This is a genomic window from Rhizobium lentis, assembly GCF_014200175.1.
GTDB lineage: Bacteria > Pseudomonadota > Alphaproteobacteria > Rhizobiales > Rhizobiaceae > Rhizobium > Rhizobium mulingense.
In genome coordinates this window covers 16,097-39,461 of the sequence record NZ_JACHBD010000010.1, presented here as the reverse complement: position 1 = coordinate 39,461, position 23,365 = coordinate 16,097, and the positions used below count along the sequence as shown (strand labels likewise).

The 23,365-nt window shown below is 53.7% G+C and carries 21 protein-coding genes; 3 read left to right on the top strand and 18 right to left on the bottom strand.

All coding sequences use genetic code 11. From position 1 onward, the window contains the following. Entirely contained in the window at nucleotides 1-885 is an 885-nt protein-coding gene (locus GGI60_RS22155) for a LysR family transcriptional regulator (protein WP_246720462.1), read from the top strand. 515 nt (nucleotides 886-1,400) lie between these two features. On the opposite strand, the gene GGI60_RS22150 is transcribed toward GGI60_RS22155, so the two are convergent. Continuing rightward, the gene (locus tag GGI60_RS22150) at nucleotides 1,401-2,354 is read right to left on the bottom strand and encodes a GDP-L-fucose synthase (protein WP_312862815.1); all 954 of its coding nucleotides are present in this window, start codon (nucleotides 2,352-2,354) and stop codon (nucleotides 1,401-1,403) included. Then, nucleotides 2,355-3,416, bottom strand: a complete 1,062-nt coding sequence (gene gmd, locus GGI60_RS22145) for a GDP-mannose 4,6-dehydratase (RefSeq protein ID WP_183918591.1) — start codon at nucleotides 3,414-3,416, stop codon at nucleotides 2,355-2,357. 332 nt (nucleotides 3,417-3,748) lie between these two features. Here gmd and GGI60_RS22140 point away from each other — a divergent pair, with 332 nt between their 5' ends. Then, the gene (locus tag GGI60_RS22140; protein WP_183918590.1) at nucleotides 3,749-5,743 is read left to right on the top strand and encodes a nucleoside-diphosphate sugar epimerase/dehydratase; all 1,995 of its coding nucleotides are present in this window, start codon (nucleotides 3,749-3,751) and stop codon (nucleotides 5,741-5,743) included. A gap of 377 nt (nucleotides 5,744-6,120) precedes the next feature. Then, nucleotides 6,121-6,948: a Wzz/FepE/Etk N-terminal domain-containing protein gene (locus tag GGI60_RS22135; protein WP_163877372.1), complete on the top strand. Its 828-nt coding sequence runs from the start codon at nucleotides 6,121-6,123 to the stop codon at nucleotides 6,946-6,948. Nucleotide 6,949: 1 nt separating this feature from the next. Here GGI60_RS22135 and GGI60_RS22130 read toward each other — a convergent pair whose 3' ends face one another. The 16 genes from GGI60_RS22130 to GGI60_RS22055 form a co-directional block, all read right to left on the bottom strand. Continuing rightward, entirely contained in the window at nucleotides 6,950-7,729 is a 780-nt protein-coding gene (locus GGI60_RS22130) for a glycosyltransferase family 2 protein (protein WP_183739545.1), read from the bottom strand. Between the two features lie 58 nt (nucleotides 7,730-7,787). Beyond that, nucleotides 7,788-8,957: a glycosyltransferase gene (locus tag GGI60_RS22125; protein WP_183918589.1), complete on the bottom strand. Its 1,170-nt coding sequence runs from the start codon at nucleotides 8,955-8,957 to the stop codon at nucleotides 7,788-7,790. Then, entirely contained in the window at nucleotides 8,954-9,904 is a 951-nt protein-coding gene (locus tag GGI60_RS22120; protein ID WP_183739551.1) for an NAD-dependent epimerase/dehydratase family protein, read from the bottom strand. The genes GGI60_RS22125 and GGI60_RS22120 overlap by 4 nt, the downstream gene beginning before the upstream one ends. 9 nt (nucleotides 9,905-9,913) lie before the next feature. Continuing rightward, nucleotides 9,914-10,768 (bottom strand): class I SAM-dependent methyltransferase, encoded by an 855-nt coding sequence (locus tag GGI60_RS22115; protein ID WP_183739554.1) that lies wholly within the window; start codon nucleotides 10,766-10,768, stop codon nucleotides 9,914-9,916. Continuing rightward, nucleotides 10,765-11,358: a DapH/DapD/GlmU-related protein gene (locus tag GGI60_RS22110; protein WP_183918588.1), complete on the bottom strand. Its 594-nt coding sequence runs from the start codon at nucleotides 11,356-11,358 to the stop codon at nucleotides 10,765-10,767. The genes GGI60_RS22115 and GGI60_RS22110 overlap by 4 nt, the downstream gene beginning before the upstream one ends. After that, nucleotides 11,355-12,446, bottom strand: coding sequence for a glycosyltransferase (locus GGI60_RS22105; RefSeq protein WP_183739560.1), 1,092 nt, complete (start codon nucleotides 12,444-12,446; stop codon nucleotides 11,355-11,357). The genes GGI60_RS22110 and GGI60_RS22105 overlap by 4 nt, the downstream gene beginning before the upstream one ends. Nucleotides 12,447-12,461: 15 nt before the next feature. After that, the gene (locus tag GGI60_RS22100; RefSeq protein WP_183739563.1) at nucleotides 12,462-13,820 is read right to left on the bottom strand and encodes an oligosaccharide repeat unit polymerase; all 1,359 of its coding nucleotides are present in this window, start codon (nucleotides 13,818-13,820) and stop codon (nucleotides 12,462-12,464) included. Next, nucleotides 13,810-14,970, bottom strand: a complete 1,161-nt coding sequence (locus GGI60_RS22095) for an N-acetyl sugar amidotransferase (protein ID WP_183918587.1) — start codon at nucleotides 14,968-14,970, stop codon at nucleotides 13,810-13,812. The genes GGI60_RS22100 and GGI60_RS22095 overlap by 11 nt, the downstream gene beginning before the upstream one ends. After that, nucleotides 14,963-15,718, bottom strand: a complete 756-nt coding sequence (locus GGI60_RS22090) for a HisA/HisF-related TIM barrel protein (protein WP_225882572.1) — start codon at nucleotides 15,716-15,718, stop codon at nucleotides 14,963-14,965. The genes GGI60_RS22095 and GGI60_RS22090 overlap by 8 nt, the downstream gene beginning before the upstream one ends. Continuing rightward, nucleotides 15,718-16,329 (bottom strand): imidazole glycerol phosphate synthase subunit HisH, encoded by a 612-nt coding sequence (hisH, locus tag GGI60_RS22085; RefSeq protein ID WP_183739572.1) that lies wholly within the window; start codon nucleotides 16,327-16,329, stop codon nucleotides 15,718-15,720. The genes GGI60_RS22090 and hisH overlap by 1 nt, the downstream gene beginning before the upstream one ends. Next, nucleotides 16,330-17,925, bottom strand: a complete 1,596-nt coding sequence (locus tag GGI60_RS22080) for a lipopolysaccharide biosynthesis protein (protein ID WP_183918586.1) — start codon at nucleotides 17,923-17,925, stop codon at nucleotides 16,330-16,332. It lies immediately after the preceding gene. Beyond that, complete coding sequence (locus tag GGI60_RS22075; protein WP_183739578.1) at nucleotides 17,922-19,025, bottom strand: DegT/DnrJ/EryC1/StrS aminotransferase family protein; 1,104 nt, start codon at nucleotides 19,023-19,025, stop codon at nucleotides 17,922-17,924. The genes GGI60_RS22080 and GGI60_RS22075 overlap by 4 nt, the downstream gene beginning before the upstream one ends. Nucleotides 19,026-19,132: 107 nt before the next feature. Continuing rightward, nucleotides 19,133-19,618, bottom strand: a complete 486-nt coding sequence (locus GGI60_RS22070) for an acyltransferase (RefSeq protein WP_183739581.1) — start codon at nucleotides 19,616-19,618, stop codon at nucleotides 19,133-19,135. Further along, a complete protein-coding gene (locus tag GGI60_RS22065) occupies nucleotides 19,615-20,679 on the bottom strand; it encodes a Gfo/Idh/MocA family protein (RefSeq protein ID WP_183739584.1) in 1,065 nt (354 codons plus the stop codon). Before GGI60_RS22065 ends, GGI60_RS22070 begins: the two co-directional genes overlap by 4 nt. Before the next feature lie 743 nt (nucleotides 20,680-21,422). Beyond that, nucleotides 21,423-22,559: an acyltransferase family protein gene (locus tag GGI60_RS22060; RefSeq protein WP_183918585.1), complete on the bottom strand. Its 1,137-nt coding sequence runs from the start codon at nucleotides 22,557-22,559 to the stop codon at nucleotides 21,423-21,425. A 37-nt stretch (nucleotides 22,560-22,596) separates the two neighbouring features. Then, the gene (locus GGI60_RS22055; protein WP_163877417.1) at nucleotides 22,597-23,334 is read right to left on the bottom strand and encodes a class I SAM-dependent methyltransferase; all 738 of its coding nucleotides are present in this window, start codon (nucleotides 23,332-23,334) and stop codon (nucleotides 22,597-22,599) included. Nucleotides 23,335-23,365: the final 31 nt, after the last annotated feature.

Sequence of the window (23,365 nt, the reverse complement as noted above, 5' to 3'; positions counted from 1 at the left end):
ATGATGGACTTCAAACGGCTGAGTTATTTTCTGGCGGTGGCGGAAGAGCTGCATTTCGGCCGGGCATCCGCGCGGCTAGGCATTGCCCAGCCTCCGCTCAGTCGCCAGATCGCTCAGTTCGAAAAGCAGATAGGCGCGATCCTGTTTGACCGCAGCCGCAGCCAGATAAGGCTCACCCAAGCCGGCGAGCTGCTTCAGGAACGGGCAAGAGAAATACTCGAGCGCGTCGACCAGACGGAGCGCGAGGTGAGGCGCATCGGCGAGGGGGTTGCAGGGCGTCTCCGGATCGCCTTCGTCGGCACTGCGACGTTCGGCGTCCTCCCCAACATCATCAAGGCATTTCGACTCGCCCATCCGGATATCGAGCTGGCTCTCTCTGCCATGAACAACGCCGAGCTGCAGCGCGCACTGATCCAACGGGAGATCGATATTGCTGTCGCGCGTCCCGCGATCGAGGATCCGGAGCTGAAATCCGAGACGCTGATCGAGGAGTCCCTGGTCCTTGCGCTGCCAGACAGATACGCCAATGTTCCAGATCCATTGAAACTCGGGGAGCTGCGAGATACGACGTTCGTGCTTTTCCCGCGACGGCCGAGGCCGAGCTATGCGGACTACGTTCTCGACGTCTGCAAGCGAAACGGCTTCATCCCTGCCTCACAGGTGATGGCTCAAGACTTCCTGACCGCAATCAGTCTTGTCTCGGTCGGCGTGGGTGTTTGCATCGTGCCGCAGTCGGTCGCCCTAAACGAGCGAACCGGGGTCGTCTACCGGAGTTTTGAGGGATTCAACCCAGGCACCAAGCTCTCGCTGAACTACCGGCGCGACAACCGATCGCCCCACCTGTTCGGGTTTCTGGCGCTAGCGCGGAAAGTGGCCCGCATGTAGTTTCCAGACTGCTGGTGTTCCAGTGCTCTGCAGACGTCCATCGCCCTCGAGTGAACTTCCGCTCACCACCCAAAGCTGCTGGAGGGTGACCAGCCGGCGAAGGCCCGCTTCGGGTTCCAGAAGCGGAAATAATTGCCGCTCAACCTACATATTGACTGACGCCCAGAGCCAGGGCACAAAGGTGACATCCAGGGTCGCTCGCGACGGAAAAACAGAGGGAATTCAAAGGGAATTTAGATAAGCCTTTGAAATCATGTGAGAATCCAGGTTCCCCAGCCAAATCTTCCTCATTGATGAGACGACAGGCGCCGGTGCGATTGTCTGACCTGCTGCTTGCCAAAGCAGCGAACGGTTGCCGCGATTCCGGCCGTAATCGTGCGCTTCGAATCAACCGCTCTGTTCAGGGAGAGACATCAGACCAGCGCCACGCGCCGTGCTGACGGCACGCTGACCTTGCCGGGCCGACGGATCGGCGACGGCATCCATTCTCGACGAGATTTTAAACCCCTCGACCGCTATTGTCGCACAGCGGCGCCGTTGCCTTCGACCTGCAGAAACCATTCATATACGGCGCGAACCCCCTCCTCTAGCGAGATGCGCGGCTTCCAGCCCATGTTCTTCAGCTTGTCGTTGCTCATCAGCTTGCGCGGGGTACCGTCCGGCTTGGAGAGGTCGTGGGCGATTGTTCCTTCATAACCGACAACGCGGCAAACCAGGCGCGCGAGCTCGATGATTTCGATATCCTCCCCCGATCCGACATTGACGTGCTCAGCGCCCGAATAATTCTTCAACAGGAAAACGAGCGCATCCGCACAATCGTCGACGTGAAGAAATTCACGCCGGGGCGTTCCGGTTCCCCAGATGATAATTTCGGAAGCTCCGGTCGTCTTTGCGAGGTGGATTTTCCGGATCAGCGCCGGCAGAACGTGACTGGATTGCAGATCGAAATTGTCGCCCGGGCCATAAAGATTGGTGGGCATGGCCGAAATATAGTCGCGGCCGTGCTGCTTGCGGTAGGCTTCGGCCAGCTTGATGCCGGCGATCTTGGCGATCGCATACCATTCGTTGGTCGGCTCGAGCGGGCCGGTCAGAAGCGCATCTTCAGAAATCGGCTGCGGCGCAAATTTGGGGTAAATGCAACTTGAGCCCAGGAACAGAAGCCTTTCGACACCGCTGCGATGGGCGGCTTCGAAGATATTGGCCTCGATGATCAGGTTATCGTAAAGAAAATCGGCCGGAAAGGTATCGTTTGCAAGAATGCCGCCAACTTTCGCGGCGGCAAGGATGACTGCATCCGGTCTGTTTGCCTGGACGAATCTTTCGACCTCGTCCTGCCGCTTGAGATCAAGCTCCTGACGCGTTGCCGTCATGACGGTGCAATTTTCTGAGTGAAGCCGGCGCACAAGTGCGCTGCCCACCATGCCCCGATGGCCGGCCACCCAGATTTTCTTGTTGGACAAGTCGGACACTCAGCTCTCTTTCCTGAAGTTTTGAGCCTTCCAGTGCTTGATATCCTCGCGCACCATTTCGGCGGCCAGTTCGCGAACCGGCGTCTTGTGGTGCCAACCCAGATTTTGACGCGCCTTGCTCGGATCGCCAAGCAAAAGATCGACTTCGGTCGGACGAAAATACCGGGGATCGATTTCGACAAGGCATCGACCCGAGGCGGCGTCATAGCCCTTCTCGTCAACGCCGGATCCCTTCCAATCTAGGGTGATGCCGACATCGGCGAAGGCCCACTGGACGAACTGGCGCACGCTGGTCGTCTCGCCCGTCGCCAATACGTAGTCCTCGGGCTTGTTCTGCTGCAGCATCAGCCACATGCCTTCGACATATTCGCGCGCGTGGCCCCAGTCGCGCTTGGCGTCGAGATTGCCGAGGAAAAGCTTCTCCTGAAGACCGAGATGGATGGCAGCCACCGCCATTGTGATCTTGCGGGTAACGAAGGTTTCGCCGCGAAGCGGGCTTTCATGGTTGAACAGAATGCCGTTCGACGCATGCATGCCGTAAGCCTCGCGATAATTCACCACGATCCAATAGGCATAGAGCTTGGCTGCGGCATAGGGAGAGCGCGGGTAAAAGGGCGTATTCTCGTTCTGCGGCACTTGCTGCACGAGGCCGTATAGCTCCGATGTCGACGCCTGGTAGAATCGCGTCTTCTTCTCAAGACTGAGGATACGGATCGCCTCAAGCAGCCTCAGCGTCCCAATGCCGTCGGCGTCTGCCGTATATTCAGGCGTTTCGAAGCTGACGCCGACATGGCTTTGTGCGGCGAGATTGTAGATTTCATCCGGCTGCGTCTGCTGCACGATCCGAAGAAGATTGGTCGAGTCGATCATATCGCCATAATGCAGCATGAAGCGCGGATGGGCTTCATGCGGATCCTGGTAGATATGCTCGATACGGCCGGTGTTAAAAGACGAAGATCGCCGCTTGATACCATGCACCGTATAGCCTTTGCTCAGAAGCAATTCGGCCAAATAGGCACCATCCTGACCAGTCACCCCAGTGATAAGCGCGGTTTTCGTCATTTTCTACGTCGTCTCTCAATACAATCTTCAGGATGTGTTTATGGAAACGACCGAACGAGCGCAACCCCCATATGACTGAGCCCAATCCACCGACATGAGCATGATGGAGCTCTGTGGTTGACGCGGGTCAGGCGCAGTGGGACTGAAGCGTGAAAAATCACCTGCCGTACCGGCGGCAAGGTAATGGGCGGACGGGCAGATGGCCATTGTATAGCCTACTTCTGATAGATAAGCGGCGCGGGAGACCTTGATTTCCGATTATTTCAGTTGCGCTCGTTGCAGAAAGCGACAAGAAGGTGGTTGTCTATTGATCTGCGAGACGCTGGTTAGCAATGCCTGAAAATACTCCCACTGAGACGCCTCGCTCAGGATGGTTCTTAATGCCGATGCAAGCGCTCGTCGCCCCTCTGCTGGCGATGCCGCGGGTTGCCAAACGCGCTCTGGCCTTGCTGGTGGATTCCAGCTTTTGTGTTCTGACGATCTGGCTGGCCTATTGCTTCCGCCTGAACGAATGGACGGTGCTGACCGGTGTGCAGTGGCTGCCGGTTTTCGTTTCACTGTGCATGGCCCTTCCCATCTTCATCGTCATGGGCATGTATCGGGCGATCTTCCGTTATGCCAATATGGCTGCTTTCATTACTGTTCTGAAGGCGATTGCGATCTACGGCGTTGCCTTCATGACGATATTTACAGCACTCAGCGTCCCGGGTGTTCCGAGAACCGTCGGCATCCTCCAGCCCTTCCTTCTGTTAATTGCGATCGGGCTGTCGAGGTTGAGTATCCGCTATTGGCTGGGGGATGCCTACCAGCGCATCCTTCACAAGAATATGCTCGCCAAGGTGCTGATCTATGGGGCAGGCAAGGCCGGGCGGCAACTCGCCGGCGCCCTGAGGAACAGCGCCGAACTCAATGTCGTCGGTTACCTGGATGATGATCCGCGTCTTAAGGGCGGCGTCATGGGCGGCTTGCCGATCTACGACCCCTCGGATCTTCCGGTGCTTGCCGAATCTCTCGGCGTCCACAACGTGCTTCTTGCTCTTCCCTCCGCAACGCGGCAGCGCCGCAACGAAATCCTGGAGCACGTCCGTAAAGCCAGGGTCAATGTTCGCACGTTGCCGGATCTCACTGCCCTGGCTCAGGGACGCATCGCCGTCTCCGACATCCGAGAGCTCGAAATCGAAGATCTGCTGGGCAGGGAAGCGGTCGCGCCGCGCCAGGAGCTACTCGACAAGTCGATGCGCAACAAGGTGGTGATGGTCACCGGTGCCGGCGGCTCAATCGGCGGCGAATTATGTCGTCAGATTTTGCGCACCGGGCCTTCCAGCCTCATCCTCATCGATCAGAACGAGTTTGCGCTTTACAGTATTGACGCCGAATTGCGGAAGCTGGCCGAACTGTACAGATATGAAAATCTGCAGATCGTCCCAATCCTCTGCTCTGTCCGCGATCAGGATCGCATGGAACATGTCATGCAGAGCTGGCGACCTCAGACGCTCTATCATGCAGCCGCTTACAAACATGTTCCCCTTGTCGAACACAATGCCGTGGAAGGCATCAAGAACAATGTGATGGGTACGCTGGTCGCGGCACGCACGGCGCATAAATGCGGCGTCTCGAATTTCGTGCTGATCAGTACCGACAAGGCCGTGCGTCCGACAAATGTGATGGGCGCCAGCAAGAGGTTGGCCGAGATGGTCCTGCAGGCGCTCGCAGCGGAATCGACTACCCACAGAATGCGGACGAATTTCTCCATAGTCCGTTTCGGAAACGTGCTCGGCTCCTCCGGATCCGTCGTGCCGCTTTTCCGGCAGCAGATCAAGGAAGGCGGCCCCGTAACGCTGACACATCCTGATATAACCCGCTATTTCATGACCATATCCGAGGCTTCCCAACTCGTCATACAGGCCGGCGCGATGGCCGAGGGCGGAGATGTTTTCCTGCTCGACATGGGAGAGCCAGTTCGCATCGCCGATCTCGCCCGCAAGATGGTGGAGCTTTCCGGGCTAGCCGTCCGCGACGAAAACAATCCCGAAGGCGATATCGAGCTGTCCGTTACCGGTCTTCGGCCCGGCGAGAAGCTTTATGAAGAACTTTTGATCGGGGATAATCCTGAAACAACCGAACATCCTCGGATTATGAAGGCGCGCGAGGATTTCCTATCCTGGCCCGAGCTGTCGCGAAGGCTCAACGCGCTCAACGCGGCATTGGACCGGAACGATATGATCGCTGCACGTGCGACATTGGCGGAGCTTGTTTCCGGCTATTCGTCAACGGGTGAGGTCTCGGATCTGGCTCTCACCGGCGCCGAGGCCAATACCGCCGCCTGAGACATGAGCGGCGGCGGGTTCGGGTTCAGCCACGCTGTGAGTGACAAAAATGGCTGCCGCGGCCCACGAGACCGGCAACGACTCTGACGAGGACCGCTCTGGTGAAACTTATGAGCTCCATTTATGATGTGGCTGCCTACGACCAAATAGCGAGCACAACCGCTAGATACCAGCGGGCCCCCCTTTTTCAAGGCCCCGACGAAAGCGCCAGGAACCTAAGCCAAAGCACCACATGACCGTCACCCACGTTATCGGGATAAGCGTGTATGCGGGCCTTTTGATGATTGACATCGAAGGTGCGATAGGATTGAAGCGTCATCAGCCTGCTGCTTTTGTTAGATTTCTTTGCTAGTTTGGCGCTATGGTGGAAAGCTGAGATGATGGAACAAAGGTTATTTGACGAGGAAATTAATCTTTTTTCGATTGTATCGCTTTTGAGAAGAGGCGTTGCCAGCATTGTTGTGTGCTGTTCCGTTGGAGTTCTGATAGCAGGCATTTTTCTGTGGCGTAGCCAACCCTTTTATCAAGCTTCAGCCCAACTGGTGCTTGCAACCGCGTCTAATCCCACGCAGTTAGACCCCAATGCTGTCGCTCTTGTAGAGCCTCGCGAGCATGTTACTTTTCGTCTCCAGTCTCCATCCGCTTTCGATCAGCAGACCGTCTCCACATGCTCCGGTGGCGGCGTGGCAACATCCGAACAGATAGCGCACAATGTGCGCGTGAAGGCACCGTCGGTTCCGAGTGACGTCGTTGAAATTTCATTTACTGCGCCTACCCCCGAATTGGCGCAGCAATGTGTAGCTGCGATCGTGCGGGGGGTTCAAGAACAGCAGACGTCAGTCGCATCCGACGGTTTGGAACGTCTGAAATCTAAAATCAGCTCCCTTCAGAGCCAGCTCGCCGAAAATTCTAATCTTCTCAAGCAGGCGCAGGGTTCCGAATGGCAGCAAGCAATATACCTCGCCACTCGGGACGACGCGATCGCCTTGCGTAAGGATATTGCCGATCTCACGGCTAAACTCGAATTAGGCAAGTCTGCTACGCTGCTTTCTCCAATTTATGCTCCGCCAAATCCAGCCTCTCCCACAAAGATAACTATTCTGAGTGCGGGTCTCTTTATCGGTTTTGTTACCGGCGTTCTGGTAAATCTCCTAAAAGACGCGTATGTCATCCAACGAAATCGCCGCAGACGGCCGAAGAGCTAACTCATCCCCGCACTTTGAACCAAACCGCGCGGAATACCTGTATTCCACGCGATACAAGCTTCTTCGAGAAGAAGCGTACTGGGTTGGCTCTCAAGCCATGAATTTTGAGCGCATGAAGGACTTCTCTGTTCTGCTGCAAGATATTTTGCCAACTGCGATTTGTGGTGCCGCCCAAGCGCATCGTTACCATTACTCCGGGCAAATAATTTGAGTTGATATGGTGGCGCTCTAGAAACCGCATCATTAATTCGACATCAGCAGCAATCCTGTAATCGAGGTCAAATAGACCATGGCGCTCGTAGACCTCCCGCCGAACAAAGAAGGTTGGATGAGGCGGGCACCAGCCCTCTTCGAAAGCTCCCGGCACAAAAGGCGAAGAGCGCCAGTGGCGCACTACCGAAGAGATATCATTTTGCCGAACATAGCAAAGATCGCCGTAGCACGCGTCCAAGCCCGGATCCAAAAACGCCTCTGCAACCTTTGCCAGAACACCTGGCATGTAGAAGTCGTCCCCATTGATGAAGCCTATAACTTCACCGGTCGCAAGACGTATTCCTTTGTTCATGGCATCATAGATACCAAAGTCCTTTTCGGAAACCAGCCGCGTGATAACATCGCCGTGTTCGTGGATCCGGTCCAGCGTGCGATCCTTTGAGAGTCCGTCAACAACTATATATTCCATGTTTGGATAGTTTTGGGCGCGAACAGACTCTATCGTGTCAACGATCGTGGCTTCACTATTAAATACAACGGTGATGATTGAAATTTTTGGGTTGCGCATTATTGATTTCGTCGCTGGTGGATAGGAGGTCAGTCTGCCGGCCTTCCTCTAAAGTCTGTTACCGGCGCTTGGCGGCTCGCTGAACGAGTGAATGGAAATCGGCGATAAAACGGTTTACCCGTTCGTTAGCGACGGCCTGTGCCTTCGCTGCCCGTTCGAACACGACATCCGGCGAAGACGGGGTTGCCGAAGCGAGTGCGTCGGCCAACGCGTGCGCGTCATAGCGATCGAAATAGACCGCCGCTTCACCCGCCTGTTCACGGTTGACGTCCAAATCAGACAAAATCAGTGGCACGCCCCAAGATAGAGCTTCTTCGACTGTCGTGCTCCATCCTTCGAAGAGAGATGGATTCAGCAAGGCCATACTGGCGACTGCAAGCGGGGCGAGATCGCGATACGGAATAAGGCCGAGAAGTATGAAGTTCGAGGAAAGACCGGAACTGTCGATGGCAGCCCTCACCCGCGGAAAATAAGAGGGATCGCGCGGATCACACTGGCTACCAGATGCTACTATCGTAACCTCTTGACCGCGGCGATGCAGAATCTTCAATGCTTCTACGACAAGCAGATGGTTCTTATGTTGCCAGAACTGATTAGGAAGGAAGATGTATCGCTCAGGCAGTTCATATTTGTCAGCGAGAGCACGGGCAGCCGAAGGAGCAATCACTCCCTTGGGCTGCACTGCGAATCTAGCGACATGTGTGCGCCCTCGGGAGGACGGATAGAAATGTTCACAAGCAATCCGCGAATCCTCGCTGCTCAGCATTATTTCGCGTTTTCCTAGAATCTGAATTCTAAACCCTATATCGCGTTTCCAGTAACCGACCCGGCTGAAGAGATGGGGAAGGAAGCGGTGCTGAAAATCCGGAATCCAGGCAATAGCGGGGACGCCTAGATTGAAGCCAAAAAATTGTGCCACTTCAAATGTTACGTCAATCTGATGAACTCTAAATAAGTTACGCACACCCCAGTCGGCGCTTGTGACAATGCTGGTAAGCAGAGATTTAAGACACCTAGATCTGTTAAAGAGCGGACTACGGACCACCTGGACGCTGTTAAGTGCGACAAAAGGGGTTACATCATCCTCATTGACGTCGGTGCCGAAGAACATCACGGGCGCAACAGCCCTACCCTGATCATTGGACAGCAGCGTAACGAGATTCAACAGATAGTTATAACCGCCTGTCCAGCTTTTCCCACCGATCATCGTGAAGGCAATGCGGATCATGATCTCGCCCCAGATTCGGAGCGAAACCAGCGGACGTAATCGGCTAGGCCTTCCATCAAATCCTTTTGCCACTCAAATCCTAGAGCTGCGAGCTGATCCGATTGTGCGATCAGACTCTGGGGATCGCCAGCTCTTGCTTTGCCTGAGAATTCAATTTCAGGACTCAAGTTGGTATCGGCCGCCCATGCTTGGCCAACGCCTTCAACGATCGTACGAACATTGGTGCCGCGGCCAGTGCCGATATTGATGACCTTTGGTGGGAGGTTGGCTTCCGTGTGGATAAACGACAGCGCGCGCACGACGTCGGTCACCGCCGTCCAGTCTCGAAGCTCGTTGCCACTACCACCGAGAAGGATCTGGTCAGGATGGACCTCGAGCTGCGAGCAAACATCCCAAAGCAGCTGCTTGCGTAATCCCTCCCCATAGACCGAAAACAAGCGACCAATCACCACTTTCAACTGATAGCTCTCGGAATAGGAGATGCACAAAGATTCCATTATATGCTTGTGATGACCGTAGGGGGAGAAGGGGTTCGGTCTCGCCGTCTCCGCTATCTGGCCTATATGGCCTGCCCCGTAAACAGCAGCACTAGAAACCGCCACCAGTATACTTTTTGAGGCCTCCTGGCGCAGCCATTCTAGCAGTTCAACTGTGGAGCTGACCGTACGGTGGAAATCTTCGCGGGGATTTGCGATTGCTGCTCCCACTGAAGAGCCGCCCGCGAGATGGTATACGATGTCGACCGTTCCGAACTGCTTTTGAATTGAGCGAAGGTTGGGGATGTCGATCTCGCCATTTAGCCAATAAACCAGCCCCCAACGCTGAGCATGAAGCGGTGGCCAATTCCCATGCCCGAGGCCAATCACCACGTTTCCGGCAAGTGCGAGCGACTTTGCCAGATGTCTTCCGATAAATCCGTGAGCGCCTGTTATTAGTATACGAGCCATTCTTTTTCTTTATAGGGGCCGCGTAGCGACAAAGGAATATAGCCGACCAGGCCGATGATCAAAGTTCGCTGCGGCGCGCGAGAAGATTGCCCATACAGCGCGAATATTCAAAAGCACCTGAGTTGCTTTTGCAATAAGCGGCAATCGCACGGCAATCCGCGCTCCAATTTCCGCCTTCAACTCCTCGGGAGTGTAGGGCGCGAAGTTGATCTCGCTCTCAAAAGGTGTAAGTAGCCTGTCCATCTTAAAACCGGCAGAAACAATCGAGTTCCGGTAGTCATTCAGGAGAAAGGCGTTTTCCCCTCCATAGAGCTTGTGTAGGGGATGGCGATCGAGAAAGGTCGGCAAATCGCGTTCGCTCGATATGACATGTTCGCGTACTGCGATGAAGCGCCCACCCGGTTTGAGCACTCGATAGAATTCACGACATGCGGCCGACAGATCCGAGGTGTGGTGCAGAACGGCTCTGGCAAAAACCACATCGAAGGCATGCTCAGGGAACGGGAGCTTCTCGGAAAATTCTTCGGCGATCGAAATTGAAAGACGAGCTTCATTGGAGAGCTCTCGAATTGCACCAGCACCTACGAGGTCGCTCGCGTCGGGTTCGAGTGCCGTTACTTCGAAACCTTCCTTAGCCAAAGCATAGCTGGCTATCCCGCGGCCGGCGCCAATATCTACAGCGGTTCCTGGTGCCTGCGGGAGAAATTCACGAATGGCAGACCACTCACCGCTCCGCCAATAGCGCTCCGCGGCCTCCAGAATTGGATCGTCGTAATACGCATCAAATACCAGCTTCTGCTGATCAGGCTGTTGCCGAAGCCACTGGACGGCTTCTTCCCATGTATCCAACTTTGTTGCTGTCATGGTTGAGCTTCTGCCTCTCTTGGTGTCGGGGTGAGAATCCGAATTATGCGAGCAGGGTTACCGGCGACGACTGCGTAAGGCGGGACATCGCGCGTGACAACTGCATTGGCTCCAATAACCGCCCCGTCACCGACTGTCACCCCCTTCAGAATACTCGCGCCGAAACCAATCCACACCTGGTTTCGAATAACCACCGGCCTGATGGATACCCCCGTCCAATCCTTGTTCCCCAAGCTCCAATCTGTCACATCGTTCTTGCGCAGCTCCCAGTCGAGAGAATGTGAATCGTGATCCACAATTGTCACTCCCCATGAGATGATGACGTCGTTTCCAATCGCAATCGCGGAATGGCAAACCAAATGACTGGCGCCTATGTAGCAGCGATCGCCAATGGTGATGCGGCCATCGGGGTGGTCAAAGCTAATGTTGCAATTGATGATACATCTCTCGCCAATCTCCACGGTGCCTCGACGAATGGATCGCAATGCTAGCCACCGGACAGTGCTACTGCTCCCAACGACAAATTTACTGCGCCTGCGAATTAACCATCCCGCCGCCGTGTTTGCGATTGTGGCCGGGCTTAACGTCATGCGTTACCAGCCAGCTGTTGGAAATTAAGCCATTGAGCATGCTTGCTGTATGACGTCCGTACAGTTCGAGTTCCTTCCTTAGCCAACGCCTGAAGACGCTCCGGTTCCCTAAGCAGTTTTACGATTTTCAGCTGTGCGGACTCAGCATCTTCATAAGTAACGACGCTGACATTGTCGACCATCCCCTCGGGATAAACGCCGGCGTCCGACACCATTAATGCACCACATCCCAACGATTCCCAGCATCGCATATTTCCCCTATCCGTGCCCGCCATATCGACAGCGCCGTTTAGAACGATTTTCGACTTTGAAATCGCTTCATAAAGCTCGCGCCCGAAGAGTGGGGCACGGGATACTGCACGAATATTCGTTGGACGTCTGTGCTTCCCGAGAGGCAAAAGCCACCCAATTGGGCTTTCCGCAAGCCTAGTCAGTCGTGACCGGTCAAGATGGTAGTGAACTTCGAAATCTCTTCTAATGGCAGATACCGCTTCCAGTATCTCTGCACGGCGACGGTGGTGACGACTATATCCTCCGACGAAAAGCACATCGATTGGTCGATTTCGGTTTTCGGCGTAGCTATCCATTGCAGGATCATGGGCCGGCGTAAAATATTCAGCCCGCCAGCCAAGCTTCCTATAACCTTCCAGTATGAGAGGAAAGTTGCAGACTATCAAATCGTAAGCGCCAAAGTCGGCGTTGCTCGAAGGTGCCGCTCGCCACATGATTGACTTCCGCACGCTGCCGGGAAGCTTGCGGACAAATTCGTTTCCGTATCGCATTGGATCCAAATTATAGAATATCTCAGTGCGATGATGCTCGATCTGGCTCAACAAAATTTTCTCCATGTCGGAGGAAGCGGGCAAGCCGTTTTCTATCGCCCAGTATCTTTGGAGTATCTCGTCATCGCCATTCGTAAAGAAGAACTCTGGCGACCTATCCATCGCCGGTTTTAATATGTGACAAGCCCCATAGCGATCATCCAGAAAAAGCGCCAATCGATCTGAAAAACTTCTCGCACCGCCTGCGAGCATGTTGAGCCGCTGCAGGTAAGCCGGATATACCCCGGAATTCTGAAAAACGCGCATCTAGGACTTCTATATCTATCCGGTCGTGACAAGCTGTTCTCGCCCGCCATTGTTGTTATCTGGCACCCACTTCAGCGAACTAGACAGCGCCACTACTAGTGGAATAATCAAAATTAAACCACCTGTCATCATCGCAGTTTGAAGAGCGGTTGAAAGCATCACGAATATTCCATAGTGGCCGAGAGCCAGCCCCGCAATTGTTGCGACGGTCTTTCCTCGCTTTACGAAAAGTTCGATATCTAGCAAACGAATAAAGAAGCCGGCAAAGAGTGAAAACAGAAGAACGCCAATCCAAGAGAAGTCGGCCCAAGCATCCGCGATGAACAATGCTGTCGATGTGGAACCTTCCACACCCCTATGGACGGCGCCGACCAGTAGATAAGTTGGCTCATTGGGTTCTCCCGCTAGAAAGCTGATCAGCCAACTGGACTTACTGCCCCAGCTGTACGGGATAACGCTAGGAATTGCAGTATAATACTCGAGCAAGCTCTCATTCGGGATCATGAATATCCGGTAAAAGAGAAATTCGAGTGCGTCGCCGACACCATGTAATTCACGAATGGCAATAAGTACCATCGCTCCGAACAGAAGTACGCCAAACAGAATAAACCTGATCGCCATCCCTAACGGCAAATCTAAAGATTTTCTAAGATGTTCAACGACTAGCAACTGCAGTATAAATATCGCCAGTGGTGCCTTGCTCAGAGTTGAGGCCTTGGCCACCACAACGGCGATTATAAAAGCCCAAGCAATCGCGATCGCTCTCAATTTCATTGACCGCTGTCTTATTACTATAAAGCAGCAAAAGGCACAGAACGGAAGTACATTGGAGACCAGGAGATTGAAAAGATAAAAGCGGCTTCCACCCGACTCTCGTCGCATCGCAATTTTCGCGACCTCACTTGCATCCGAAATAAAGTAGACGATTATTTTGGGTATGTTGTTTTCTAACACAACAACCGCCAAAATGATAAGGAGTCCGATTATTGAAATAACCTCGACGCGTTGACCGACGCCTTTAGATATGCGGACAGGCCGAGTACGCCAGGAATGCAGGGCAGCCTGGATCTGCTGATGACTAATGCCAGACGCGAAATCCGCCAACCCTATACCGAAAGTAATGCAGATAATTGAAATGGCAAGTGAGAGATCCAGCGCGCCTATAGCATCATTATAGGGGGCAGCAGACATGATTGTCTCGAAGAACTTGGTCTGAGGACCCCATACTCGAGTGTAATATAGATACATAGGGCCATGAAGCATGAGCATGAGGCCTAAAAATACTGACGAAAGCGTCAGATTGATACCCACCTTCCAAACGTAGAAGCCCACCGACAGTGTGACAGCCATTGCGAAGACGAGGCTAGTCGACATCAGCTGCCTCTACGGTTGCGCTGCGTGACGGCAGCAAAATTCGAGTCACCTTACGCAGGCGCAAAAGCGCTTTATGAAGCCACATGCCGTTCGGAAAGTTACTGTGCGGTACTGGCGGTGCCTCGATATACGATTGGAGCTCTTCCGGCTTCAATCCCAGCTTTTTGGCCACGAACTTTGTTTCCCTGCGGGCATCCTGAACGGAGATGATGGGCGTTGAAATTTCGCGCAGCGCCTCCTCCCGTGTCATTTGTCCGGCCACAATCAAACTTGAAAGATGAAGCCGTCTTTTGTCAAAGTTAAATTTTTTCGGAAGATAGATATCCTGATAGAATTTTGTGAATCGAGATTCACTGTGTTTGCCGCCGTAGTCTCGCCACCCATATTCGCGCTGAAGCTCAGTGCGCGCCTCTTCTTTATTGTAGTCGATGTAGTTGAGCGGACGGTGAATGGTGAGTTGCCGTCGGACGCGGGTAAGCCAAATATACTCAAGAGGGCTCATGAAGGGATAGGTCGTGAGCTTCAAGGAGCCGAAGCGTTCTTGAATCGCGCTCGCATGCGTTCCGTCAATCGACGGATAGCCAAAGCCGCGGGGTATCACCGATTCTGACGCGAAGTTTACGCCGCTGAGGAAGTGACGAATGCCGAATTTAGCTGCTGTCCTATAGAGGGTGGAAAAGAATGCATGATCTTGCGGGATGTCCTGATTGAGGACAGAAGCCTTCATAAACGCAATCTGCAGATCGCGCATCTCCTGCCACTCGATTACATACGTGTGAAGGTCGAGATCGAGTTTTCGGACAAGAATTTCAATATTGTGGACGGCGGGCTCGGAATTCCAACCGCCGTCGACATGGACCGCCAGAAGACGAAGACCATGCTTTCGCGCAGCTAGATGCGCAAGAAACGCGCTGTCAATTCCACCGCTAAGCCCGACCATGGCGTCGTACGGCTTATCTGCGCCTTCTTCCTTCAATGTGGCGATCAATCGCCGCATTCGTATGTCGCCTTCGGGGCCGGTCCACCACTCGTGCGGCTTGCGATTCAGCGCATCTCGACAGCAGTTACATTGGCCGTTTGCGTCAAACACGATCGACGGGTTGGAGTTGTCCATGACGCAAAATGAGCAAACTCGCGACGCGTTATCCATGAGCACCTTGCTCCGCCTCCTCCAAAATTTCTGGTGCAGGGTAGCTTATAAGGACTGCCCTTAGCCGACCGATAAAGGTGAAGGCGCTCCCCGAAGCCGCGGCGGAAGCGCCGGCATGAAGGCCTTCCATCAGGTGGGCGACGTTTCCGGCGCCACCCAAGGCAACGACCGGAATGCTCAGCTTCCGGGTAATCGACTGGATCAACTCAAGATCATATCCGTTGCGCGTGCCGTCGAGAGTTTTCGACTGAAGAATTATTTCGCCAACGCCGGCATCCTGCAGCCTCAGGCAGAATTCTATCGGCTCTTGCCTCGCATCGCTTGAAGCGTAGCAGCTCGCCGCCGCGCCGCGACCGTTAACGTCGACACAGGCGACCACAGCCTGGCTGCCCATATCGGCAGCGATCGCTCCCACCAGTTGCGAATTGCGCGCGCCTTGACCGAGTACAAACTTCTCGACGCCGGAACGGTTAAGTTCCTCGCACTGCTTAAGCTCGGTGATGCCGCCGCCATATGCCAAAGGCATGAAACATTCGGTTGCGAGTTCGCGAACGAAGCCGAGGTCAGGACCTCGCCCCGTACGTGTGGCGTCGATATCGAGAATGCAGATCTCGTCGACTTCCTTTTCGTTGAACAGGCGAACAACATTGAAGGGATCGCCGACGTAGGTGCGCTCACCAAACTCTATCGTTTTCACCAGCCGACGTTTCTGATCGACCAGCAGGACGGGTATAAGCCTTTTTCTCATCAAAGCTTTCCGAATGCTTCAAGAACCCGCATTCCGAAGCGGTGGCTTTTTTCAGGATGAAATTGCACGCCGCTGACATTGTTCGAACTCACTGCGCAACATAGCTCCTCGCCGTAGTCGATGACGGCGGTAACGTCATTCGGATCATCGCAATCGACAAAATAGCTGTGGTCGAAATAAAAGCGCTCCCGCCGGTTGGACCTGTCGAACAGAGCGCTTTCTCGGCGCGGCCTTATCTCAAGCCAGCCGATATGAGGAACCTTAAGGGACGATGTTGCCGGCAGCCTGATGCGCTTCACATCCGCATTTATCCAGCCAAGGCCAGTTTCCGAGCCTTCCTCGCTGCATCGCGCCAACAGCTGCATACCAAGACATATGCCGAGAACAGGAACCCTCCGTTCGCGCACCGCGTGATTCAGCGGATCGACCAATTTTCTGTTTCTCAACGTGGCCATTGCTTTGTCAAACGCACCGACCCCTGGAAGAATGAGCTTCGCGGCACTTTCGATCTCCTTGGGATCACCGCTTGGCCGAGCATCGATCCCCAGATACTCCGCCATATTGGTAATTGCGCCGATATTCCCGACGCCGTAGTCTACCACAGTGATCACTCAAAACCCTCTCTTGCGTTTCACAAGATGGTTATTCCATCCAATTAGGCGTCTCTCGGACAAAGCCGTTCTAACGGACCCATAGATACGGGACAAGATAATGCTCCCGGTTTTCGTCGTCATCGCCACGGCTGCGATCGCAGCGGAGACAACGCAGACAGAACAGACATACGCGAAAGCGAGGGATAGCCAGCCATTGATCCAGGTGAAATTCAGGCCTAAAGATCCGACAACTACGCAGATGCCAACCAAGATAGGAGCAACTGTACAGGCGAACATTTGCTCCGCGCTGAAAGCGCGAAAGAAGCAGTTGCGAGTCACCAAAAGCGCGAGAGGTACTCTTACAAGGCTGGCAGCAAGCAAGCCTGCTCCAGCAGCGTATGGACCGAAACACCAAATGGAAACGAAAGAAAAAACAACCGTCATCACCGAATACGCAAGCGAAGTATATGCAGCCGGTGCGTTTCTGCCCATTCCCATGGCGTAATACTGGAATACATTCGAACCGCACCCGACGATGCCGCCGAGAATGAGTATCTGGAGCAGATGCGTGCCGCCTGCAGCGGTTTCTTCCCCGACCCAAACCGTCAACAGCGGCCTGGAGAGAACCGCGATTGGCGAGAGTACGATGGCTCCGAAAGCCGAATTGCCCCATGAGGCGAGCATAAAGAAATCATGCCGCTCCTCTTCACGGCTGTTCGACATGTTGCCAAATCGAGGAAACAGGACTTCACAGATACGTATGACCGCAATGTAAGCGGCCTCCTGGACGCGATTGCACACGTTATATTGGCCGACAACGGCAGACGGCGCGAGCGAAGCCAGAACGTAGCGGTCCATCTGGTTGCCAAAGATTCCCGCAAGCTGAGAGAGGCTTTGCCATTTTCCAAAATGAAGCAATGATTTCAGTTCGTCGGGAGACGATGAGATCAATCGGCCGCTTTCACGGAATTCCGAGGATGTAACCCATATCCATCCTGCAGTCGACAATACAAGACTTCCAGAAAACCCGAGCAAATAGCCATTCAGCACTGGAAAGGACCATGTGCATCCCAAGGTCATGATGATGGTTGCGAATGAACTCCACGCTGATGCTTTGGCCACCAATCGAAAACTTTGCTTTCCCACGCAAATACCTTGCAGGACAAACGAGAACTGCTGCGCCATTGTGCCGGTTGCGACAATGAGGAAGGAGACGGTGAGATTCTGTGATGGAAGAGACGCACCGGCGATGCCGGTCATGACCCAGGGCCCGGCAAGCACGATCCCTAGCCACGCCACCGCCGAAGCGATTAGGCAGATTTTCATTCCGACGATAGCGATACGGGCGGCGGCATGCTCCTCGCCACGTCCAATCCGCGCGGAAATTTCCCTGACAACGGCCTGCCCGAGCACGGTACCGATCAGCGTCACGGGAGCTGCGATAGCGATCACTATGCCTGCGCTTCCCAGCGCCTGCAGTCCAATCCAGCGCACGACGAACGGCACCGTGGCAAGGTTAGCAACCAGCGTAAAAAGGAAACCCGCAAAATTCCAGCCTGAGTTTCCAAGAAGATTGCTGCGCCTTCCATGGCTCTCCGGGCGTTCATCACTCACTCGGCGAATCCCCTGATCGTATCTGCGACGTACAGGAGTTGAGCTTCTGTCATTTCAGGGAAAATCGGAATTGAAAGAATCTTGGATTGATTCCCAAACGCGTTGGGGAAATCTTCCGGCCGATGGCCAAGGCGTTCGTAAGCCGGCAGGAATGGCAGCGATATTGGATAGTTGACCACGGTTTGGATGCCGGCATGTTTTAGGTGTGCAGCCAGGGCATCGCGACGCTCGTGCTTGATCACAAAAAGGTGATAGACATGACTTCGTCCTGCTGCGGTTTCGGGCAGTTCTACCCAATCAATATCCTTGAGGGCGCTCATATAACGTCTCGCCAGTGCCTGCCGTTTTGCAGTCCACTCGCGCAAACGCGGCAGCTTTACTGAGAGAATCGCGGCTTGTAGTCCGTCGAGGCGACTATTTATTCCTTCGATTTGGTGGTCGCCTTTTGAAAGCCCGCCATGCCGCGCAAACATTGCCATCCGATCGGCCAGTGATTTGTCCTTGCAGGTAATGGCGCCCGCGTCGCCCATCGCGCCAAGGTTCTTTCCCGGATAGAAAGAATAAGAAGCGACATCCCCAAAGCTCCCGACGATTTGCCCATCAATTTCGGCCAGATGGGATTGAGCACAGTCTTCTATGACCCAGAGACCGTGCTTCCGTGCTATCGCCATGATCGCAGTCATATCGGCCGGTTGGCCATAGAGATGAACCGGGATGATGCCAACCGTTCGAGCCGTGATCTTCGCTTCGATTTGGACAGGATCGATGGTGTGTGTCAAAGCATCAGTATCGCAGAAGACAACATTGCCACCGGCTTGCGAGATGGTCTCTGTGGTTGAAATCCACGAATGAGCGGTCGTAATAACTTCATCCCCAGGCCTGACGCCTAACGCACGCATCGCTATGAAAAGTGAGTCCGTGCCATTCGCACACGAGATGCAATAAGGGGCGCCAACAGCGGCGGAAAATTCGTCCTCGAACGTCTGAACGAATGGCCCCCTGATAAACGCGGAGGATCGAATAACCGAAGCTATTGCAGCATCGATCTCCTCCTTCAGCGAGAGGTATTGGAGATGAAGATCAGCGAAGGGAACTTTCATTAAACCTGCTTTTGGTAAATTTTCATGATTTCCGCGTGTGGCAGCGCCGCCAACTCACAAAGCCAAAGGCGCCGGGTTATCTACCAACGACGACATTTCCGAACAAACTACTCTTCGTTGCTTGCCGTACGAGGTATAGGCCGGGCGGGATTGCCGGCATAGATGCCGGAAATGGTGATATCCCGGGTTACAACGGCGCCTGCGCCGATGACAACGTCGTCGCATATCTGAACTGGAAGGACCGTGGCGTTTGAGCCAATCGAAACCCGATTACCGATTCGAGTTTCCTTCCAGAGCGCGCGATTTCCCCGTGCAGGCCCACCTCCCGAAAAAAGATCGTTCACAAAAACTACCCCATGCCCAATGAAACAATCCTCCCCAATCTCGACAAGTTCGCATATGAAACTATGTGACTGAATTTTTGTGCGCGGCCCTATCTTCACGCCCTTCTGGATTTCCACGAATGGGCCAACAAAGCAATCATCGGCAAGTTCGCATTCATAAACATTGGCTGGCTCAACTATTTTTACGCGAGCGCCACAAACGACGTCCCTGACCTGCGCCTTCCAAAGCGTGGGAAAGCCGTCGCTCATTGGGAAGACCGTCCCAGTTTTGAGTGTTTCAATTCCAAAGGAAGTTTCACTTCTTTATTCGAAGCGATTGATTCATAAAGCGCCGAGATCAATTCAAGACTCTGGCGGCCCTCATGACCATCCACGAGAGCTTTTGTATCATTCACTAGGCAATCGACGACGTGTTCGTAATAAGCCTGATGACCAAAACCATAAACGTTTGGAGGATTAACCGAGTATTTCTCCATAACATGCTCATCGCCTAAGTCATTGTCGCCGAACTGCCAGGTGCGGATCTTGTTCACCGCAAAGCCTGCAATCTCAACAGAGCCCCCAGCACCAAGTATCGAAATCGATCCTTCAATGTCCTTGGGTCGAGTTGCTGCGGTAGCTTCTATAATGCCGAGTGCACCGTTGCAGAACTTCAGTGTGGCGACGGCAGTGTCTTCCGCCTCGATATCCACCAACGCTGTCGCTGCTCGCGCGTGAACACTTTCGACATCACCCATGAACCAAGTCAACATGTCGATATGATGACTTGCCTGATTGGCAAGGACGCCGCCGTCATATTGCCAGGTACCGCGCCAGCTATCCTGATCATAGTAACTCTGATCGCGGCACCATCGGACCCTAACCGTGCCGAGCACGAGCTTACCGAAGCGTCCCGCATCAAGAGCTTCGCGCGCCTTCACGACCGGGACGTTGAAACGGTTTTGCTTGACGACGAACAATCGAATATTATTCTCGTCACAAGCCTTGATCATCGCTTCAGCATCGGTCAGAGTCAGGGCCATTGGCTTTTCGACGACGATATGTCGTTTATATTTCGCCGCCGTAATGACGTGTTCTGCATGCATACCGCTTGGCGTCAATATCGATACGACATCCACCTCCGTGCTCTGAAGCATTTCGTCGATTGACTGATAGTAAGGAACGTCGAACCGCTCTCCAAATTCCTTTGCTTTTTCTTCCACAACATCACAAACTGCAACGAGCGTCGCACCTTTTATCTGTGACAGACCCAAGAGTTCGGAATGCCTTTTGGCAATGCGCCCGCATCCGACGATAGCGAATTTTATCAAGATCTCTTTCCCCATACGATCGTAAGCGCTCTCATTCGACTTACGTTGACATCGAGACATGCTGTCTGGGCATAGCATGTCGCTGCGCGTACCCTAGATCACGCAGTACCAATTTTCCCCTTCGGCTATATAAACTGGATCCGATCAGGAGAAGTTTTCGAACCGCGGCGCGTAAGGCAACATTCAATTCAACCAAGCTTTGGTAGATTAAACCAACTGACTGCATAATGCCTGCATCTACGCCGCAGACTTTCGCGAGATAAGCCCTGTAAGGGCGCGCTCTCTCTAAGAGCTGGCGAACATTCAACTGCTCGATCAAATTAAGCTGTTTGAGTCCGCCAGTAAAAATCTGACAAGGCAGATGTCGGTCTGCCATCAGCTGCCGTACGATGGCCAAGCCAGCCATACGGCTATGCCGAGGCATTAACGTATTTGGAAGACCCATAATTTGCTCGCGAGCCCGTGGCATCAGGAAAGCACCAGACTTTGTTATCGATGACCGTACCATTGCCATATCGGACTCTCGGCAGGTGGATGTCTCATTGGGTGTTCCTGTTGTAAAAGTCAATCTTGATCTCTCAGAGGAAACCGGCGAACCCGAGCTTTCCGGGAATGTCTTTTGCAAACCGCCCTTTTGCGTGAAGCTGATACCGCTCCCCGTTGCAATCCGCGGTTCCTGCCCTTTGCTGCCATCCCGGCTCTAGCCAATGGTTCATCTATGGCCAAGGGCCGAGGTTAGGTCTTCAATAGGTCCATTTCCTGCCCCAGTCCGTCAGCGGTTTTTCAAAGAAACGAAAGCTGACGTAAGACCACCATAAGGACAACACAAGCGCCAAAGCAGACAGAGGAACGGCGCCGAAGCTATGCAGCGCTTCCGGCTGGCGGCCTCCGATATAAATTGCCGACAACATCAGTGGATGAACAAGATAGAGCGTATAAGAGATCCGACCCAACTTCTGTAGTTTTTCATTCCTTAGATATTTAAGGTTCTCGCTTCCCAGAGAGCCAAGAATGTAAATGAGCAGTGCGCTATACAGAAGTGCGAGATAAGTATGCCCCCATGCTGCTGTAGTCGATGCGACGTTGTTTGACATTCCCACGACGAGGGGTATGAATCCGAAGGCAAGGATCCCAACCGCTTTGGTCCACCCAGACAAATTCCGACGGAGCCACTCTCTAAAGCGATCATCCCGCCACAGAATGGCGACAACCCCGCCCTCTGCAAGTCCATCAAGGCGGCTAAAGGTGTGCACATACATCGTAAAGACACTGCCGTACCCGAAATAACCGACTGACCGGTAAATGATCGACGCGCCGGCCACGAGCGCTAGCATTGGCAGCAACATTCGCTTTGGAAGAAACAGGATGACAAAAGGGAAAACGAGGTAAAACTGCTCTTCGATTGCGACGGACCAAGTTACAGATATGCCGCCTGGACCCCATTGCTCATGGGTCGCCATCCAGATGTTCTGGGTGAACGTCAAATGGCGCCAAAGCGGAGTATCAGCGTTGAACACGGCGTTACTAGCGCCTGCATATACGGCGCTCCAGAATAAAAAGACCAACGCTAGATAAGATGGCACAATGCGGAGTACACGCCGCAGATAGAAATGCCTCAAAAAACGAAATGCGGGTTGTTGCCGATCGAGAATGATACCGATGATAAGAAAACCGGACAGGACAAAAAACAGGTCGACGCCGGTGCGTCCTAGGATGGTCACATCATGTATAGCCTTGAATAAAAAATTATCCCGTGACGTCAATGGTGCGCCGACGAAATGCCATATCAGCACCATGCCGACTGCAACGCCCCTCAGCCCGTCCAGTTCCACAAGACGCGGCGCTGTTGAGACGTTATAGGTCTGATTGATCTGCAGCATCAGAACATTTGCCTGCGCATTGCGAGTGCCCGCCCTGTCAGTTGATACCGATTGCAGAGCCTGGGCGAGACGAGCAGAGTGCACCAGCCATATACACCATATTTCTAACGGCCACCTTGGGGGCAAAGCGAAGCAGGTTCTGGCGGATCTGGTATTTGAGCCAACCCTTTGCCCGTCCGGAAAGATATTGCTCATACTCTATATCATGAGCGAAGATCATCATCTTCTCGATGTTTAAACCCGAGGTTTTCAATAAGTTCTCGAAAGAGCCGGGCGTGTAGAAGTTAATATGCCCATAGGGACCAGACATGCGGATTGACCTGTCGAGGTTGCTGGTCAGTTCGAGCGGCACTTCTATATAAAGTTTCCGGCTGACACGTTTGGCCTCGTGGAGAAACATTCGCTCGTGCTCGACATGTTCAAGAACATGAACGGCGAGGGCTAAATCGAAAGCCTGGTCAGGATGAGGAACTTTGTATCCGTCGAATTGATCGACAGAACGGACAGCGGGGATCGAACGGGCCTTTATAGCACTAACCCCGGAGGGAGAAATCTCGACTGCTGAAAAATCTTTCGCAAAGCCGGAAGCATGGAGCTCGGCCAACACCGCTCCTTCTCCCGCGCCGATATCGATGACCGAATCAAATTTTTGGTTTCCAGCAACGGTCCGTATATGAGCCACTGACTGACGAGCAGCGATGGCCCGCTTCTCGGCTACTACCCCATCAGAATAATAGTCGTCATACATATTCATCAGGCCGGCATCTGTGCGCATCTTTGTCCCCTGCATAAGATAGAGTTAAGCT